This window comes from Pseudoalteromonas sp. DL-6, from assembly GCF_004328665.1.
In the GTDB taxonomy this organism is placed as follows: Bacteria; Pseudomonadota; Gammaproteobacteria; order Enterobacterales; family Alteromonadaceae; genus Pseudoalteromonas.
Genome location: NZ_CP019770.1, coordinates 2,802,023 through 2,819,382, shown reverse-complemented (window position 1 = coordinate 2,819,382; position 17,360 = coordinate 2,802,023). Strand labels below are relative to the sequence as shown.

The window sequence follows — 17,360 nt, the reverse complement described above, 5'->3', positions numbered from 1 at the left end:
TTATTCGTCTATTGGGAAAATTTCAACATGGGCTTGTTCGCGCATTTCTTGCTGCCAGTTAAAGCTTTCTTCTTTAAATTTACGATTAAACAACATGCCATGTGCACGATTACGTTTAGCTTGCTCAGTTTTGTCTGCAACACGTTTGTCTAGTAATTGCACAATGTGCCAGCCAAACTGGCTTCTAAATGGTTCACTGATTTCGTTTTGATCAAGAGATAGTAATGTATCTCTAAACGCAGGCACGTAAGTAGTTGGATCAGTCCAATCGTATTGTCCGCCTTTAAGTGCTGAGCCTGGATCTTGCGAGTGTTCTTTAGCTAGTTCTGCAAAGTCAGCATTACCGGCGCGTAAATCTTTAACAAAGCCAGCTAACATAGTGCGGGCTTTTTCTTCGCTTAAAATAATTGAAGGCTTAATAAGGATGTGGCGAGATTTAATTTCTGTGGTTTCTACTACTTGGCGGCCACGCACGTCTTGTACTTTAATGATGTGGAAACCCGCACCAGAGCGAAGTGGACCAATAATCGCATCTTTCTTTTCACCTTTTACAGCTTCTGCGAATAGTGATGGCATTTCGTTAATGCCCATCCAACCTAACTGACCACCCTCAAGGGCTTTTGAACCACTTGATGAAGAAATAGCAATACGCTTAAACTCTTGGCCGTCTTGTAGTAGTTCAATTACTTTGTCTGCACGTGTTTTTGCAGAGCTTACGTCGTCTGCACTTGCACCGCTTGGAATATCGATAAGAATATGACCAATATCGTATTCTTCGGCGTTTTGGCCTTGGCTATCCATAATTTTTAGCAAGTTATCAATTTCTTGGTCGCTTACATATATACGGCGGTCTACGTTTGCACGCGTGACTTGTTGGGTGGTTATTTCTTTACGTATTTCTTCGCGGTAAGCTTGAAAGCTTTCACCCGACGCTTCAATGGTACGACGTAAGTCAGCAATCGTACCGCCTTGCTCTTTGGCCATGTTAGCGAGTGTTTGGTCAAGCTGACTATCTGATATCTCTAAGCCCATACGCTCAGCCATTTGCATCATTAGTGTTTGATTAACTAAGCGCTCAATTGCTTGTACACGAAGTGTTTCGTCTTTTGGCAGCTGTTGGTCTTGTTCTTCTGCTTGTTTTTTAACACGATCAACAATGGTGTCAACTTCACTTTTTAAAATAACGCCTTGGTTTACAATACCAATTACTTTGTCTATTTCGACCGGAGCGGCGAATGCACTTTGGCATAAGCTAAACGTTAAAACTGCTGATGTTAATAATTTTTTTAAATTCATATTCTTTTTACTACTCTTACTAATAGTACTGTTGTAATGCTAAATGCGGCTAGATTGATATAGTTATTTGTAAATTTTTACTATACAAAATGCAGTTTAGTCATTAAGAAAATACGGCCTACGATAACCAAAAATACCTTGTTGTAATAATTTTTGAGCATCATAACGGCTTTTACTACCAAGCCCTTTTAATACAAAATTCAAACGAATGCTCGAATCAAAAGTGGCTTGGGGTTGCCCAATTGACTGATTTAAATCAGTTTCAATTTGACGATGGCCAGTAATTTGGAACGCCCAACAGCACGATTCATACTGTAATCCACTAAATACTTCAATACTGCGGTTATTATCAAGATCGCGATGGTAACTTGCAATAAATTGCCATTCGTCACTAATAGGGATGCTTGTAAATAAGCCCGCTTGTTCGATTGTATTTCCTGAGACATCATTTGCATAGCGATGGTTCAATTGAACCAGCTGATTATCGTCACCTTTATAGTCTAAGGTTAAATTTGACTGGATAATTTGCTTGCCATCCGTGTCGTACTGAATACCACCGGATAAATACCAGCGGCGGTGCCAATGTAACATGGTTTGCGCTGCAAACAAGGCATTGTAGTTACTGTCGCTGTTAAGCCCTTGCTCTGTGGGCTTGGCTGAGTCACTTAAATAAAATATTTGGCCTGCGCTGAAGTTAAATACTTCTTCATTTTTATTATCAAATAAACGGGTGGTTGCCCCAAGCGTAAACTGATTCGCAGCGGCAATTCGGTCAACACTTGAAAAACGCGCATCTCTAAATAAGCCAAAAAAGTCGTCTTGTAATTTAGTGGTATCGTACAAGCCAATATCAGACTGATCTTTATTAGGTGTATATAAATACTGAATTTGTGGTTCTAAGGTTTGAATACCATCGTCGATAAAAATTGAGGTATCACGCTCAAAGTTAAGCTGAGAATATAAGCGCACTTTTGGCAATGTACGCGAGACAGTCTCGCTATATTGAGTGCCTTGTAAGTCGCCGTCTTGTTTATAGTTAGTTTGTAGCAAGCTTACTTCAGATAAAAACGACCAGGCATATTCTTTGTAATCAAAGCGTGCTTTAGGTTCTATATGAACGCGAGTTGCTTGGTCAATCACCGCTGAGCTATTAGTAAAGTGGCTTAGCTCGCCTGAAACACTAAAATCGAAGTAATCAATTTTCCACGGCGTAGTTTGTGTAAAGCTAACTTGAGGTAAGGCTGTATATGATTCTAGGTGGTCACCGAGTACTTCAAAGTTTTGTATTTTTATATCGGTACGCCACATCTCGCCCATATGAGTCAGTGAGCCGGTACGATAAAGCTGAGTATCGGTTTTACTTGCATAGGTTGAGTTTAAATCAGTCAGGTAGTTATCATCACTGACATTGGTAATATCAATACTGGCTCGCCAGTCTTCGCCTATATAGCTTTTTTGTTGCCAATGAAACAAGAAACGCTCGTCTAGCTCTGGCTCTGAATCATCTTTATTTAGGTATTCTACAGCCACTAGGCCTTGGTGCTCTGGGGTTAAATATCTAAATTCAGTTTGTAACTGTAGCCCCTTGCGTGACATATAACGCGGGGTAATGGTTGCATCATAGTTTGGAGCAATGTTCCAATAGTAAGGCGTAATTGTTTCTAACCCATAGCGATCTGAACTTGAAAAGCTGGGCGTTAATAAACCTGATTTACGGCGCTCATCAAGTGGGAAAGTAAAATAAGGTAAATAGAGTACTGGCGTGTCTAAAATACGTAGCACCGCATTGTAGGTCTCGCCCCAGCCCTCTTCACGAGATAAATTAATCTCATCAGCTTCAATAGCCCACACTGGCGTATTTCCAGGACAAGCAGTAAAGCTTGCATTCATCAGCATTAAGCCAGACTCATCAATGGTGAGTTTTTCCGCACCGCCTTTGCCTTGCTGTTGTGTTAGGCTGTATTGTGCGCCTAATAAGCTAAATGATGAGTTGTTTAAATCAGCGTTTAAGCCCGCACTTTGTACGTGGCTTACATAATCGCGGTAGGTAATTGGGCCGGTAGCATTGAGTAGGCCGCGTTGTTTATCAATCAGTGCTGATTGTGCGGACAAACTCATGTTAACGGTGTTAATATCAACATTGCCAGTAAATTCAGCGCTTTGTGTGCCTAAAAGCTCAACGTCATCAGCGCTGATATCAACCGTTCCAAGCTCAAGGCCAGCTAGCGGTTGCCAAGCTCTGGTTTGCATTGAAGTGCCACAAAAATTGTGTGTCAGTTCAGTTTCGGCAAGCGATGGTGCGCTCAGTACGCTTAGCATCAAAATGCCCCAGGTTTTGCTCATTTATCGACCTTTATGCTCTGTGATTAGTTACAAGCTATACATAATAAAGGAAAACAATGGCAAAGTAATTAGTGAAAAATAGATAGCTTATAAAATGACACGCTTTGAGAGTTTACAACAGTTTATTAATACTCACTTTAGTGAGCAATCCTGCGCGCTTAATGCAATAACCGCAGATGCCAGTTTTCGCCGTTACTACAGATTAAATGCTGAAAATAAAAGCTTTATTGTGATGGACTCCGATCCAAAAAAAGTTAACAACGTCCCTTATATTGCATTAAATAAGGTGTTTTCTGAGCAGGGTTTTTTATTACCATCCATTATTTATAGTGACGAGCAACAAGGTTTTTTTATTTTAAGTGATTTGGGCAGCACCCATTTAGCTGACTTGCTTGATGATGCCAATCGCAGTGAGTATTACCAGCAGCTGATCAGTTTAAGTGCCAAGTGGTCTAAAACGCCAAAAGCACCGGCAATGAACCCGTACGACAGTGATTTTATTGCACTTGAGTTGGATATTTTTAAAAATTGGTTAGTTAATGATTTTATTAGTGCAGAGCTCAGCACTGAGCAACAAAATATTTGGCAAACAAGCACTACGCTGTTAATCAATACACTGCTTGAACAACCTATAGTGACTATGCACCGTGATTACCATAGTCGTAATATTATGCGTTGCGAGCAGCAATGGGCAATTATTGATTATCAAGACGCGGTACAAGGCCCATTATGTTATGACTTGGTCTCGCTTTTAAGAGATTGTTACTTTAAGTTGCCTAATGACGAGCTTACTCACTTACTTGAGTTTGGCTATGACGAATTTAAGCGCCAAGGCTTAATAACTAATGAGTCATTTGCACAATTTAAGTATTGGTTTGATTTAACCGGCTTGCAGCGCCATTTAAAAGCGGCGGGTATTTTTTGTCGCTTGTACCTACGTGATGGCAAAAAAGGTTACTTAGCGAATATACTTCCTACGCTTGAATACGTAATAGAGGTAGCGGCACAATATCCGGAGCTTTGCGGCTTATCAGATTGGATAAAAAATTACGTGATACTAAAAGTACAGCAGCGGTTAAAAGAGGAACAATTATGAAGGCGATGATTTTAGCTGCTGGACGCGGTAAACGTATGATGCCGCTCACCGCACAGCTGCCAAAACCTATGTTATGTGTGGCAGGTAAGCCACTTATTGAACATCATATTATGCGCTTAAAAGCGGCTGGCATTAGCCAAATTGTGATTAACCTTGCGTGGCAAGGAGATAAAATAAAAGCCTATTTTGCAGATGGCAGTGCATGGGGGGTAACCATAACCTATAGCCAAGAGGTGACTGGCGGGCTTGAAACTGCAGGCGGTATTATTCAAGCACTTCCTTTATTAGGTGAGTCATTTATTGTTATTAATGGTGATGTTTACAGCGACTACGATATTAGTGCATTAATGCAGCTGCATTTACAGCCAAAAGAAGCGCACATTGTATTGGTTGAAAATCCTGCGCATAACCCAGAGGGTGATTTTACCCTAAGCCACTTACCTAATAGTGAACAGCGCTATACATTTTCTGGAATTGGCCGTTACCAGGCTGATTTCTTTGAAGGGCTGGCCCTAGGTATCCGCCCGTTAGGGCCTTTACTGCGTGAAAAATTAAATGAACATTTAGTCTCCACTGAACTCTATATTGGCCAATGGGACGATATAGGCACACCAGAGCGTTTATCGACTCTTAACCAACAATTAGCGCCATAAGCTAAATATAAAACACTAGAGGTAAGTTTTAAAATGTGGGGAAAAATTCTCGGTTTCTGTTTTGGTTTTATGTTTGGCAAAATATTTGGCGCCATTTTAGGCTTATACCTAGGTCATATGTTTGATAAAAGCCTAAAGAAAGACTTTGATCAGGCTGGCGGCTTCTCTAACCTTTTTAAGGGCGATGATGTTAACGAACGCCAAGCACTGTTTTTTTCTAGCTGCTTTGCAGTAATGGGGCATATTGCCAAGTCAAATGGACGAATAAGTGAAACCCATATTAAAGCTGCGACGCTATTTATGGATGAAATGGGCTTAAAAGGCGAAGAACGCCGTGAAGCTCAACAAGCGTTTCAATCAGGTAAAGATAGCGACTTTTCTCTCAAAGACACGGTTTATGACTTTAAAGAACGCTTTGCTAAACGTTACGATTTACTGCAGTTATTTTTAGAAATTCAAATACAAATGGCGTTTTCTGATGGGGTACTTGCCGCACAAGAAAAGCAATTATTACAAGAAGTCAGTAAGCAGTTGGGTGTATCTAAAGCGCACTTTGCGTTTGTGCTAAAACGTTACCAAGCTGAGTTTAATTTTAGGCAGCAACAACAGCGCTTTAGACAGCAGCAAAGTCAAAGTAGTAGTTACCGAGAAGGCTCAGGGCATCATGTTCCGCCAAGTAATGATATGAATCGCTCGCAGGCATTGGCCTTATTGGGATTAAATAAAGACGCGTCGCAACGTGATATTAAAGTAGCGTACCGAAAGCTTATGGCTCAGCACCATCCTGATAAACTGGTATCGCAAGGTTTACCTAAGCATATGATGGAAGTCGCGGTTAAAAAAAGTCAAGATATTCAAGCTGCTTACGAGTATTTAAAAAAGGCGGCGTAAAAAACCGTCTATTTCTTTGCTCAAGCGTGCATGTTGCTGCGGCGCGTCGCGCAATCCAAATAGCTGGCGCTGGCGGTAATCAAACTTTGCATTACGGTTAACCCAACGCTGACGGTTTTTAAGGTTCATTAAAATATCGTTATGATCGCCTGAAAAATAAATATCTAATAACGCAGGTGTCACTAAAGAGGTGGTTTGGCTCAAACGCGCATTACGCTGTGAATTTGGTAAAAAGCTACTTAAACTAATAAATGCATTGATCTGTAAATCTGAAAAATCAGCATAGTGCTCCATTAATACTCCCGCACTGGTTCCTTGAGCAATAACCACGATATCATTCGAGGCTTCACTCGCTTGCTGATAGAGGGCCTCATAGCGAGCAATTAAATTTGTTTTGTAGTTATCTAATACGTCAACATTGACCTGCTCAATATAATCAACATGATGAGGCGGCTCAGTTGGCGTGCTGTTATCTGCTGCAGCCGGTTGATTATTTGCCTCGCTGCTCTGCTCAGCAGCTTGCCAATTAATATCGGGCACCGTCATAGCGTAAGTGCTATAGCCATGGTTATTTAACTCTTTGCGCAAAAAGTTCATGCCAGAATTGTTTGTAGGGCTCGATTGCCAGTCGGGTATTAGAATCACCACACCTCTAAAATCAGCACTCATGTATTCACGATGTAAGGTTAAAAATGGGGTGTCGCCAAGCTCAATGGTTTTAATTTCATCCCCTGGTGCCAAGCGTTTAATATCATTTTCAATAATAGTTGAGTGGGCTGTAGGGGCTATATGTTCTACAGCATATGTTTGCCAATGCATTAATATGCAAACAGCTAACAATGCATACAGTGACATTTTTATAAATTGCGCAACAACCATAATAAACTCAAACAATAAAGATTATTTAGGTATCGGCGCGAGGCTATAAAAGTTTAGCTATTTGCGTATTTATTTAAAACTCGGGGTCAGCTTCAAACGTGAGTACTTGCTCTGTAACAGGATGCTTTAGTTGCAGCATTTGTGCATGCAGCTGTAATCGAGGTGCCGCAGAAAGTGCGTCTTTGTGGGCATATAAACGATCGCCTAAAATAGGGTGGCCTAAGCTTAACATATGCACTCGCAATTGGTGGGAACGCCCTGTTATGGGAGTCAGCTCTACACGGGTTGCCTGTGCTTCGCGCTCAAGCACTTTAAAATGAGTAAGCGAGGGCTTGCCATTGTCGTGATCAACCATTTGCTTAGGACGGTTCGGCCAATCACAAATAAGCGGTAAGTCAACTGAGCCGGTTTCACTTTCAAGTTGCCCATAAACTCGCGCAATGTAACGCTTTGCCGTTTCACGCTCTTGAAATTGCATACTTAAATGGCGGTGAGCGGCTTTGTTCATTGCCAAGCAAAGTATCCCTGAGGTAGCCATATCTAAACGGTGAACAATTTTAGCCGTAGGAAAAACACGGTTGACGCGATTAATTAAGCTATCGGCATGTTTTGGGTCTTTACCTGGTACGGTGAGTAACTCGCTGGGCTTATTTACAATAAGTAAATCATCGTCTTGAAACAGTATAGTTAAATACGGGCTCATAGGGGGATTGTAATTAACTAACACGGCAGACCTCAGTGATTTTGAAGTGCGCTATTTTAGTGGAGCGAGCGCAAAGGCTCAAGTAAAAAGCGCGATATAAATATCGCGCTTTTTTCAATACACACGCTAGTTAATCTTTAACTAACGACTGACAGCTTATAGCTCAAAGCTAGATCCCTTAGTGAGAAACCACAATTAAACGAATGGCATCGAGTTTTAACTGCGCTTTTTCAATATGTGCGGTTAGCTCATTGCGTTGTTTATCGTAAAAAGTAATTTCTTCTTGGCGAATATTTGGGTTTATTTGTTTAAGTGCCTCTAAACGCTGCTGCTCTTCACTCAACGATGTTTGCATTTTAGCTAATGACTCTGCACGAATAACATCTAGCTTTTGTTGCGCCATGTCTTTTGCTGTGTTGATCATCGGATGAACCGCACTTTGTAATGCTCCGGCTAATTTACTTGCTGTTTGACGGCCTACCGCAGATAACTGTTGATTAAAGCCATCAAAGCCAACGTTTTCGCCTAAGTTATTACTGCTCTTATCGAGTAAAATACGAATAGGCGTAGGCGGTAAAAAGCGGCCCACTTGCAGTACTTTTGGTGCCATTGCTTCGGCAACAAATATTAGCTCAACAAAGAATGTTCCTGGTGGTAACTTTTTATTTTTAAGTAACGCCACTGACGCACTACCAAAGTCATCATCGCAAATCATGTCCATAGTGCCTTGCACCATAGGATGATCCCAGCTAATAAAGTGCACATCTTCTTGCGAAAGAGCAGTATCACGGTCAAAGGTCACCGTCATGCCATCTTCTTTTAAAGCTGGGAATGAGGCATTAAGCATATGCTCAGTGGGCTTTAAAATTATGGTGTTTTCACCTTTATCTTCTTGGCTTACACCAAAGGTGTCGAACACATTGATCATGTAACTTGGTAGCTCAAACTGATTATCGAGTTTTTCAATGTCAGCCACAAGTGAATCAGCAGCGCCTTGCCCTGATGAATGCAGTTCTAGTAGGCGATCTCGACCACTTTCCATTTGCTTACGTAATACTGCATTCTTTTGTGCCACTTGCTCAAGTAATGGGTCTAGCTCGTCTTCGTCACAGTTATGAGCTGCAATGTACTCAAGTAAATCTTCGCTAAACTCTTTATACAATAACTGCCCTGTGGTTGAAGTGCTTTCAAATGCATCTAGGCCTTCATTGTACCAACGCAATAATACTTCCTGTGCCGTGTTCTCAAAGTAAGGCACATGAATGTTTACATCTTGTGTTTGTCCTATACGGTCTAAGCGACCAATACGTTGCTCAAGTAAATCTGGGTTCAGTGGTAAATCAAACAACACTAAGTGGTGTGAGAATTGGAAGTTACGGCCTTCTGAACCAATTTCTGAACACAGTAATATTTGAGCATTATCGTATTCATCGGCAAAGAATGCGGCGGCGCGGTCACGTTCAATTATCGACATACCTTCATGGAACACAGAGGCTTTAATTGCTTCGCGTTCACGTAATATTTGCTCAAGGCTGATTGCTGTTTCGGCTTTAGCACAAATAAGAAGTACTTTTTCACGTTTGAGTGTTTTTAGCGTTTCGATTAGCCAATCGACACGGGGGTCAAATAAACCCCAGCTGGCGCTTTCACCTTCAAACTCTTGAAATATTTTTTCAGGGAAAAGTGCACGTTGCGCACTGAGTTCAGCATTTTGAATGCCGCTCATATTACCTAGTACAGTCATTGCTGTTTTGTATTGCTTAGGTAAAGCCATAGGGTAGGCGTGTAATTTACGACTTGGGTAACCATCAATACCACTGCGACTATTTCTAAATAAGATGCGCCCAGTACCGTGACGGTCTAAAAGCATATTTAAAATTTCTTTACGTGCTTCAAGGTCGCCTTGTTGTGCTGTTTCAAGAATATCGGTGATATCCGTTTCTTTTAATAGCTCAATCAAGGTTGCTTTAGCGTTATCATCTAATGCTTGCTCTTGCAGTAGTTGGTTAGCAGCTTCGGCTACATCTTTGTAGTTTGCTTCTTCTTCTTTAAATACGTCGTAGTCGTAAAAGCGATCTGGATCGAGCAGTTGTAAGCGTGCAAAGTGGCTACGATGACCCAGTTGGTCTGGCGTTGCTGTTAATAAAATTAACCCCGGAATGTCTTGGCTCAGCTCAGCCATACGTTGGTATTCGGCGCTGGGTTTATTGTTGTTAATGCTTAAATGATGGGCTTCATCAATGACTAATAAGTCCCAGTCGGCCAACGTAGCTTGTTCAAACCAACGTTTTTTCTTAGTTAAAAACTCAAGGCTGGTAAGCACCAGTTGCTCGGTATCAAATACGTTAGGTGAATCAGCAAACGCTTCGTCGCAGCGCTCTTCATCAAAAATAGAAAAACGTAAATTAAAACGGCGTAGCATTTCTACTAACCATTGGTGCTGCAAGTTCTCAGGTACCACAATAAGCACACGGCTGGCGCGACCAGTAATAATTTGTTGATGTAAAATCATGCCAGCTTCGATGGTTTTACCCAAACCGACTTCATCAGAAAGTAATACACGTGGCGCAAAACGTTTACCTACTTCTTGAGCAATATAAAGCTGATGCGGAATAAGGTTGGCACGTTGGCCAATTAAACCTTTAATAGGTGACTGTTGGCGTTCAAATTGATGTAACCAAGTTTGGTAGCGCAAAGTGTACCGGTCAAAACGGTCTACTTGGCCTGCAAATAAACGGTCTTGTGGTTTATTAAATTTAATAAAATGGTCTAAAAAGGTTTCTTTTAATTGTACTTTTTCACCGTTATCAATACGTTCACCGTGATAGCACAGTAATTCGCCTTGTACTTCAATTGACTCAACTTGTAATTCCCACTCCTCAACGCTTCGGATCACATCACCAGGATTAAATGCTACGCGGGTTACCGGAGCTTCTGCAGAAGAATAAACACGGTTTTCACCACTGGCAGGAAATAAAATGCTGACCTGGCGGCCATCAATGGCAACAACGGTGCCCAATCCTAAATCTGACTCTGTATCACTGATCCAACGCTGACCTAAGGAAAAATTCATGTATGTCTCGTCTATGAAGAAAAAGGCGGCTATGTTACCTGTTAGATAACACCACTGCAAGGCGCTATTTGCCTGACTTTTAATTAATTTTATAAGTGTGAATTATTCCTATCTATAAGCACTGATTAGTGCGCCGATTTTGTAGGAAATTCAAACTAAATGATATTTGTCATAAAACAGACTTTTATGACAAATAGACTAAACTCAAATTATACCTAAGTAATTAATCAAGTTTATTAGTCACACTGATTAGTTTATTGGGTATAGCATAAAAATCATAAAACGTAAGGAAAGTGCTATGGAAAAAGCTTCGAACCTTGATAGTAAAATGTATGTGCTAGATACCAATGTATTGCTTCATGAACCCCTCGCGTATTTGTCATTTCAAGAACACCAAGTGGTTATTCCAATGACTGTATTGGAAGAGCTTGATCACATTAAAGATAGAAAACACGATGTAAGTCGCGATGCCCGAGTGGCCATTCGTGGACTTGATGGGGTGCTCAGCCAGGCCTCTCCCGAGCAAATGTTACAAGGGGTTGCGCTACCAAGTAATAAACAAGGCGGATTAACAGGAAGCTTACTGATTGTAAACGACCATTTATTTGCCGATTCTATTTCTGGCTTACCGGGCAATGAAAACGACCACCGCATTATTAATTGCGCGGTGCACTTACAAAATCAGCACAGTGATAAAAAAGTCATACTGGTTACTAAAGATATCAACATGCGCTTAAAAGCCAAAGGGGCGGGGCTTAAATATGTTGAAGATTACCGTACCGATCAGCTTATTGACGATATCGCCTTACTTACCAGCGGCTATAAAAAAATTACTGGTGATTTTTGGCAGCATGTTGGCGAGTGTAACACTGAGCAACACGGGCGTGAAACAGTTCATCATATCCCTAAAGATTTAATCCCAGATGTGTTTTGTAATGAGTATTTACTTGATGATGGCGATCAGTTTGCCGCTAGAGTTAAATCGTATGATGGTGAGCATATTACCATTAAAGATATTGGTGCCGAGCGGTTGATGCATCAAAGTGCATGGGGAATAAAGCCAAAAAATATTTACCAAGCAATGGCCCTTGATGCCTTACTCGACACGTCTATTGAGCTTGTTATTTTAACCGGCCCAGCGGGATGTGGTAAAACCTTACTGGCACTTGCGTGTGCGCTGGAAATGGTGATTGAAAAAGGTATTTACGATAAAGTCATTGTAACCCGTAATACCCCTGAAATTGCAGAATCGATTGGCTTTTTACCTGGCACCGAGGAAGAGAAAATGGCGCCTTGGCTGGCTGCAATAACTGATACCTTAGAGGTGCTACATAAAGGAGATGAGAACCCTGTTTCAAGCCGTAATTACATTATGGAAAAAGCCAATGTTCAGTTTAAATCGGTGAACTTTATGCGTGGGCGAAGCATTCAAAATGCGGTGGTGATTTTAGATGAAAGCCAAAACTTAACGGCTTCTCAGCTCAAAACCATAATTACCCGCTGTGGTGAAGGAACTAAACTTATTTGTACCGGAAATTTAGCACAAATAGACAGTAATTACTTAACCGCAGTTACCTCAGGGCTTACTTATATTGTAGAGCGATTTAAGCACTTTGAAGGTGGCGCTACTGTTAATCTTAATGGTGTGGTAAGAAGCCGACTAGCGTCGTTTGCCGAGGAGAATTTATAACTTGCGCTTAACACCTTGGCTCTATAGTCTACAGTTTGATTTTTGAGCTAATAATTAGGTAGGTCGTTGAATTTTTTACCGCTAAAACATTATCATCGCTCTGTTTTTGTGGCGTTAGCAATCCCTTTATTGGTGGCCTCTTTTTTGTGTTTGCATTTTTATGATATAAAAATGGACCGTGCAATAACAAAAAAGACCACCGATTTTAGTGCGTTATCGGCGCAGCTTGACCATGATATGCAAGCCATGAGTGATTTGCTTGATGAAATGTTTGCTATGTATAACAAGCAAACTTTTCTTGTAGAAAATCATAGTCTCACAGCAAACATTAACCAATATGAGCATTACTACTATCGTCAATTTGACCATTTAAACGGTGAAATTGTAGGTAAAGGTCAGTTTAGTTCTTCTGAGTCGGCACTGTTACAGTGGCAGCAGGTAATATCGCTTGCACCCTCTTTTAATACCACCTTAGCGCTGCTTTCATCTTTGCATTCTGTTGCGTATGTTGATGAACGTGGGTTTGCATACTTAACTCGGCGCGACAATACTCAAAATAATATATTTACCCCGCTATTGAATGGCGACTTTAAACCCTTACCGTCAGCAGCGAAATTGGCTTCGAGTGCAGTCATTAATCTAGGTAATAAAGCATATTTTGCGATTGGCCGTCAGCGTGAGCGAAATTCATCTGATTATATTATTTTAATTTATGACTTGCAGGCCATCTCTGGCTGGTTAAACAAAATCACCTCTAAGCAAGGTGAGTATGTTTTTATTAATCAAGCAAATCAAATTATTGCCAGTTCACAGCAGTCAATTAACCAAGCAATAAATTTTTCGACATACTGGCCTCAAATTAATACGCGCTCACCAAAGCTTACGACCCTGTCTGAACCGCTTTTTTTAATTCAACCCTCAGATCAGACCCCGATTCATTTAGGATTTCTTGCTGATGAGCAAACACTGACCAGCAGCCTTGTGCAAGAAGTGGTGTTGGAGTTTATTTCATTAGCGTTATTTTTATGCTTGATGTTTTATGTCTTTTTTTGGTTAAGCAAGCGTATATTTATCAGACCTATGACAGAGCTAATGCGTTACTTAGAACATCATAACGATGACAACTCGGGATATTTAAATTACAAAATACCATTAAATTGGCAACCTTGGTTTGCTAGGGTGAAAGCTATTTTTGCGAAAAATGAACGTTTAGTTATTTCATTGCAAAATGCTAATAAAAAGTTAGATGAGCAGGTGCAGCTCAAATCTGAAAAATTAAAACATAGCGACCAAGCAAAAGAGCGGCATTTAGCTCTGCTAAATACAGTACTTAACAGCGTGCCTGACTTTATATATTTTAAAAATACAGACGGCACCTTTTTAGGTTGTAATAAAGCATTTGAGCAGTTTATAGGTAAGAGCCAAAGCGAACTTATTGGTCAACAGGTGCACAGTGTTAGTCACAACTACGAGCAAATTAAGCTGCTGGAACATCAAGCATTACAGCATAAAATGCAAATTCAGCAGCGTATAGACGTTGCTAAGCAAACTTATCAGTTAACGATTGCTCCGTTTTATGATGAACAGCGCCAATTGCTAGGCACAATGGGAATTGGTCGCGATATTACTGCGCAGCAACATACTCTATATGCGTTAAAAGAGTCGGAATCTAAATTTAGAAGTGCCATTGAATTTGCTGCCAATGGGGTGTTTTTACTTTCACTTGAGTACGCTATTTTACAGGTTAATAAAGCCGCGCGGAAACTGTTTACCAAACATCATCAATTAACAGATACCCCGTTTGATACACTATTTAGTGACACGCAGTGGCAAGAACTCGAAGCCTTACTGCAGCAACTACTACACAACAAAAAACAGGTGTTTCATTTAACTTTTGCGCACACTCAATTAAATGCTTGGTTGCAGTTGAGCATGTCATTAATTTGGAATGAGAATGCTCAGCCGCTATATTATGTTATTCATATTCAAGATGTTACTGAGCTGACTAAAGCCAAAGATGATGCAGAGCGAGCCACTTTAGCTAAAAGTCGCTTTATTGCTAATTTAAGCCACGAAATACGTACTCCCCTCAATGCCATACTGGGGTTACTAGATATGTTAGCAGAGCATGGATTAACGCAGCGACAATTGCAACAGACCAGCCAAGCGACGTATGCAGCCAATAATTTATTACAAATGCTAAATAGTATGCTTGATTTTGCGCGTGTTGAAAGTAATGAAGCAACGCTGCAATTAGCGCCATTATGCCTAGTTGATTTGATTGATACCTGCGAAAGCTTAATTTTGCCTTTATGCCAAGCTAAACAGATACAGCTACAAATTGATATCGATCCACATATTTCCCCCTTTTTAGTTGGCGACACCATTCGTTTGCAACAAGTGTTGGGTAACTTATTAACCAATGCCGTTAAATTTACTCCTGCAGGCAACGTGACATTAAAAATGCAGTTACAGCCAAGTAGCCGTGATGAGTTACAGCGTATCTGTTTTGGAGTTATAGATACTGGTGAGGGAATTGCTCAAGCCGATCAGCGCCGTTTATTTGATGCCTTCACCCAAGGCGATGAATCATCCACTCGTCAACATCAAGGGGTGGGTTTAGGACTGGCGATTGTAAAACACAGTGTGGCATTAATGGGCGGGGAGATTTCACTGAATAGCGATAAAGGACAAGGTTGCCACTTTTACTTCACGCTCGATTTAGCGACCGATACTAGCAAGCTTGGCTGTGATGAAAATAAGTTATTAGTTATTACTAGCGCTAAAAGTACGTTACTTAATCAAGTAATTAAAGCGCATCCTGTTATTAATAACCAAGCGCTTAATAGGGCAATCGCTGAACCAGAATGTTTGCTGCAAGCGCACACAATAATCATTGATGCGTGTGAGCTGTCGGCCTTTTTAACACCAAAAATAAAAACAACACTGCGCACAGCTACTATTTCAGTTGTTGTAATTGCGGATAACCAAGGCGAACAGCCACCAATAAATGACTCTTTTATTACCCAGTTCTTACCCTCAAGCGCACTTGCACAGCGATTACTTAATTTAAGCTCGCAAAAAATAACGAAGGTAATTGAAAATAAAGCGCAAAAACCACGTGATAAAGTCGCAGGGATATTAGTATTAGCGATAGACGATAATCCATTGAACCTCGATATTATTAGCAGTATTCTGAGTCAAGCCGGAGTAAATATTGTTACGACCAATGACCCGCAAACAGGGATTGAATTGGTGAGTGTATTACGCCCCGACTTAGTTTTAATGGATATTCAAATGCCCAATATTGATGGCTATCAAGCGACTGAGATAATACGCCAACAGTTTGACGCCCAGCAATTGCCTATTTTTGCATTAACTGCGCATAGTGAACCAGCCGACATTGAGCGTTCACTCAATGGTGGGATGAATAAACATTTAACTAAGCCTGTGGTTGCGCCAGTTTTATTTACAGCAATGGCTAGTCTTGGTATCACAGCGCCTCGTTTTTTTGATAAAGCCTTTGCTTTGTCTCAGTTTGAGGATGATCACTCTGTACTGCACAGTATGTTGGACAAGTTAGCGACATTAAGTGAGTCATATTCAGCTGAGCTTCAAAACAACAACCCTAGTATTGAAATGGTACGCTTAGTGCATAGTTTAAAAGGGATAGCAGGAAATTTAGGTTTTAACCGATTATTATTGTGTGCTCAACACACTGAGCAGGTATTAAAAGCGGGCGGCGAGCACGCCGCAGCTGCAATTAAAGAATTAATAATACAGTTAGAGCAAGTGCAAATTTATATAAAAAGTTTAGATGTAAGCAATGATAAATAAAGCAAAAATATTAATCGTAGATGACGATGCGCTTAACCGAATCATTTTAGAAAAAACCTTAAGTGATGAGCATGAGATTTACTTAGTGACAAGTGGTGAAGAGGCGTTGGCATTTGTTAAGCACACACAAGTAGATTTAATTATTTTAGACATCATGATGCCTGGCATGAATGGTTACGACGTGCTGGTGGAACTTAAAGAAAGCAGTTTAAGCCATGCCATCCCCATTATTTTTATCTCAGCGAATAGCTCCCATGAAGACGAAGCAAAAGGCTTAGAGTTAGGCGCAATGGATTACATTGTTAAGCCATTTTGTGCCTCAATTGTTAAAGTGCGTGTGCGCAACCAATTACTCATTAAGCAAAAAAACGATTTATTAGAAATGCTTGCGTCTATTGACGGTTTAACAGAAATACCGAACAGACGTTATTTAGATGAAAATTTAGAGCGAGAGTGGCGAAGAAGTAAGCGTAATAACTCTTCCATGTGTGTATTGCTTATCGATATTGACCACTTTAAGCGCTATAACGACTGTTACGGTCATCGTGCTGGCGATGAGTGTTTAAAAACAGTGGCGCAAACGTTAGCTGCGCAATGTGAGCGCGGCAGTGATTTTGTTGCCCGCTATGGCGGAGAAGAGTTTGTAGCAGTATTACCAGAAACCAATAAGCAAGGTGCTATTGCGTTTGCTAATAAATTACGTAAAGCCATTAATGATTTGAATATAGAACACAATGCATCGCTAAATGCTTCACATATTACTATTAGCATTGGTATTGCCTCAAGTGAGAGCAGTCAAGCATACACCGAGAAAGCGTTGTTAGAAGAGGCTGACTCAGGCTTATATAATGCCAAGAAATTAGGGCGCAATCAAATTAGCGCCCAATAGTATTTGCGAT

At 40.7% G+C, this 17,360-nt stretch carries 11 protein-coding genes; 6 read left to right on the top strand and 5 right to left on the bottom strand.

The window, feature by feature from the left end; translation table 11 throughout:
• The gene (gene surA, locus B1F84_RS13175) at positions 1-1,296 is read right to left on the bottom strand and encodes a peptidylprolyl isomerase SurA (protein ID WP_076920064.1); all 1,296 of its coding nucleotides are present in this window, start codon (positions 1,294-1,296) and stop codon (positions 1-3) included.
• A gap of 96 nt (positions 1,297-1,392) precedes the next feature.
• Positions 1,393-3,639, bottom strand: a complete 2,247-nt coding sequence (lptD, locus tag B1F84_RS13170) for an LPS assembly protein LptD (protein WP_076920063.1) — start codon at positions 3,637-3,639, stop codon at positions 1,393-1,395.
• A gap of 94 nt (positions 3,640-3,733) precedes the next feature.
• On the opposite strand from lptD, the gene B1F84_RS13165 reads away from it, so the two are divergent.
• From B1F84_RS13165 to djlA, 3 genes are read left to right on the top strand one after another with little or no spacing between them, the layout of a single operon-like run.
• On the top strand, positions 3,734-4,735 hold the full coding sequence (locus B1F84_RS13165; protein ID WP_076920062.1) for a phosphotransferase: 1,002 nt from the start codon (positions 3,734-3,736) through the stop codon (positions 4,733-4,735).
• A complete protein-coding gene (murU, locus tag B1F84_RS13160) occupies positions 4,732-5,388 on the top strand; it encodes an N-acetylmuramate alpha-1-phosphate uridylyltransferase MurU (RefSeq protein ID WP_076920061.1) in 657 nt (218 codons plus the stop codon). The genes B1F84_RS13165 and murU overlap by 4 nt, the downstream gene beginning before the upstream one ends.
• A gap of 33 nt (positions 5,389-5,421) precedes the next feature.
• Positions 5,422-6,279: a co-chaperone DjlA gene (gene djlA / locus B1F84_RS13155; protein WP_010391624.1), complete on the top strand. Its 858-nt coding sequence runs from the start codon at positions 5,422-5,424 to the stop codon at positions 6,277-6,279.
• Here the strand turns inward: djlA and B1F84_RS13150 are convergent.
• The 3 genes from B1F84_RS13150 to rapA form a co-directional block, all read right to left on the bottom strand.
• On the bottom strand, positions 6,262-7,158 hold the full coding sequence (locus B1F84_RS13150; RefSeq protein WP_131691689.1) for a DUF3530 family protein: 897 nt from the start codon (positions 7,156-7,158) through the stop codon (positions 6,262-6,264). The genes djlA and B1F84_RS13150 overlap by 18 nt on opposite strands.
• A 73-nt stretch (positions 7,159-7,231) precedes the next feature.
• Positions 7,232-7,885, bottom strand: a complete 654-nt coding sequence (rluA, locus tag B1F84_RS13145; protein ID WP_131691688.1) for a bifunctional tRNA pseudouridine(32) synthase/23S rRNA pseudouridine(746) synthase RluA — start codon at positions 7,883-7,885, stop codon at positions 7,232-7,234.
• Positions 7,886-8,039: 154 nt separating this feature from the next.
• A complete protein-coding gene (gene rapA / locus B1F84_RS13140; RefSeq protein WP_076920059.1) occupies positions 8,040-10,934 on the bottom strand; it encodes an RNA polymerase-associated protein RapA in 2,895 nt (964 codons plus the stop codon).
• A gap of 298 nt (positions 10,935-11,232) precedes the next feature.
• Here rapA and B1F84_RS13135 point away from each other — a divergent pair, with 298 nt between their 5' ends.
• The 3 genes from B1F84_RS13135 (at position 11,233) to B1F84_RS13125 (ending at position 17,350) form a co-directional block, all read left to right on the top strand.
• A complete protein-coding gene (locus B1F84_RS13135) occupies positions 11,233-12,624 on the top strand; it encodes a PhoH family protein (protein ID WP_131691687.1) in 1,392 nt (463 codons plus the stop codon).
• A 171-nt stretch (positions 12,625-12,795) separates the two neighbouring features.
• Entirely contained in the window at positions 12,796-16,461 is a 3,666-nt protein-coding gene (locus B1F84_RS13130) for a PAS domain-containing hybrid sensor histidine kinase/response regulator (RefSeq protein WP_131691686.1), read from the top strand.
• Positions 16,451-17,350: a diguanylate cyclase gene (locus tag B1F84_RS13125; protein WP_076918460.1), complete on the top strand. Its 900-nt coding sequence runs from the start codon at positions 16,451-16,453 to the stop codon at positions 17,348-17,350. The genes B1F84_RS13130 and B1F84_RS13125 overlap by 11 nt, the downstream gene beginning before the upstream one ends.
• The last annotated feature ends 10 nt before the right edge of the window (positions 17,351-17,360 follow it).

Bases quoted from the DNA above. Each gene is read 5' to 3' on its own strand.
- surA (WP_076920064.1), bottom strand. From the start codon at position 1,296: ATGAATTTAAAAAAATTATTAACATCAGCAGTTTTAACGTTTAGCTTA.
- B1F84_RS13130 (WP_131691686.1), top strand. From the start codon at position 12,796: ATGGACCGTGCAATAACAAAAAAGACCACCGATTTTAGTGCGTTATCG.
- djlA (WP_010391624.1), top strand. From the start codon at position 5,422: ATGTGGGGAAAAATTCTCGGTTTCTGTTTTGGTTTTATGTTTGGCAAA.
- B1F84_RS13150 (WP_131691689.1), bottom strand. From the start codon at position 7,158: ATGGTTGTTGCGCAATTTATAAAAATGTCACTGTATGCATTGTTAGCT.
- B1F84_RS13125 (WP_076918460.1), top strand. From the start codon at position 16,451: ATGATAAATAAAGCAAAAATATTAATCGTAGATGACGATGCGCTTAAC.
- B1F84_RS13165 (WP_076920062.1), top strand. From the start codon at position 3,734: ATGACACGCTTTGAGAGTTTACAACAGTTTATTAATACTCACTTTAGT.
- rapA (WP_076920059.1), bottom strand. From the start codon at position 10,934: ATGAATTTTTCCTTAGGTCAGCGTTGGATCAGTGATACAGAGTCAGAT.
- murU (WP_076920061.1), top strand. From the start codon at position 4,732: ATGAAGGCGATGATTTTAGCTGCTGGACGCGGTAAACGTATGATGCCG.
- B1F84_RS13135 (WP_131691687.1), top strand. From the start codon at position 11,233: ATGGAAAAAGCTTCGAACCTTGATAGTAAAATGTATGTGCTAGATACC.
- lptD (WP_076920063.1), bottom strand. From the start codon at position 3,639: ATGAGCAAAACCTGGGGCATTTTGATGCTAAGCGTACTGAGCGCACCA.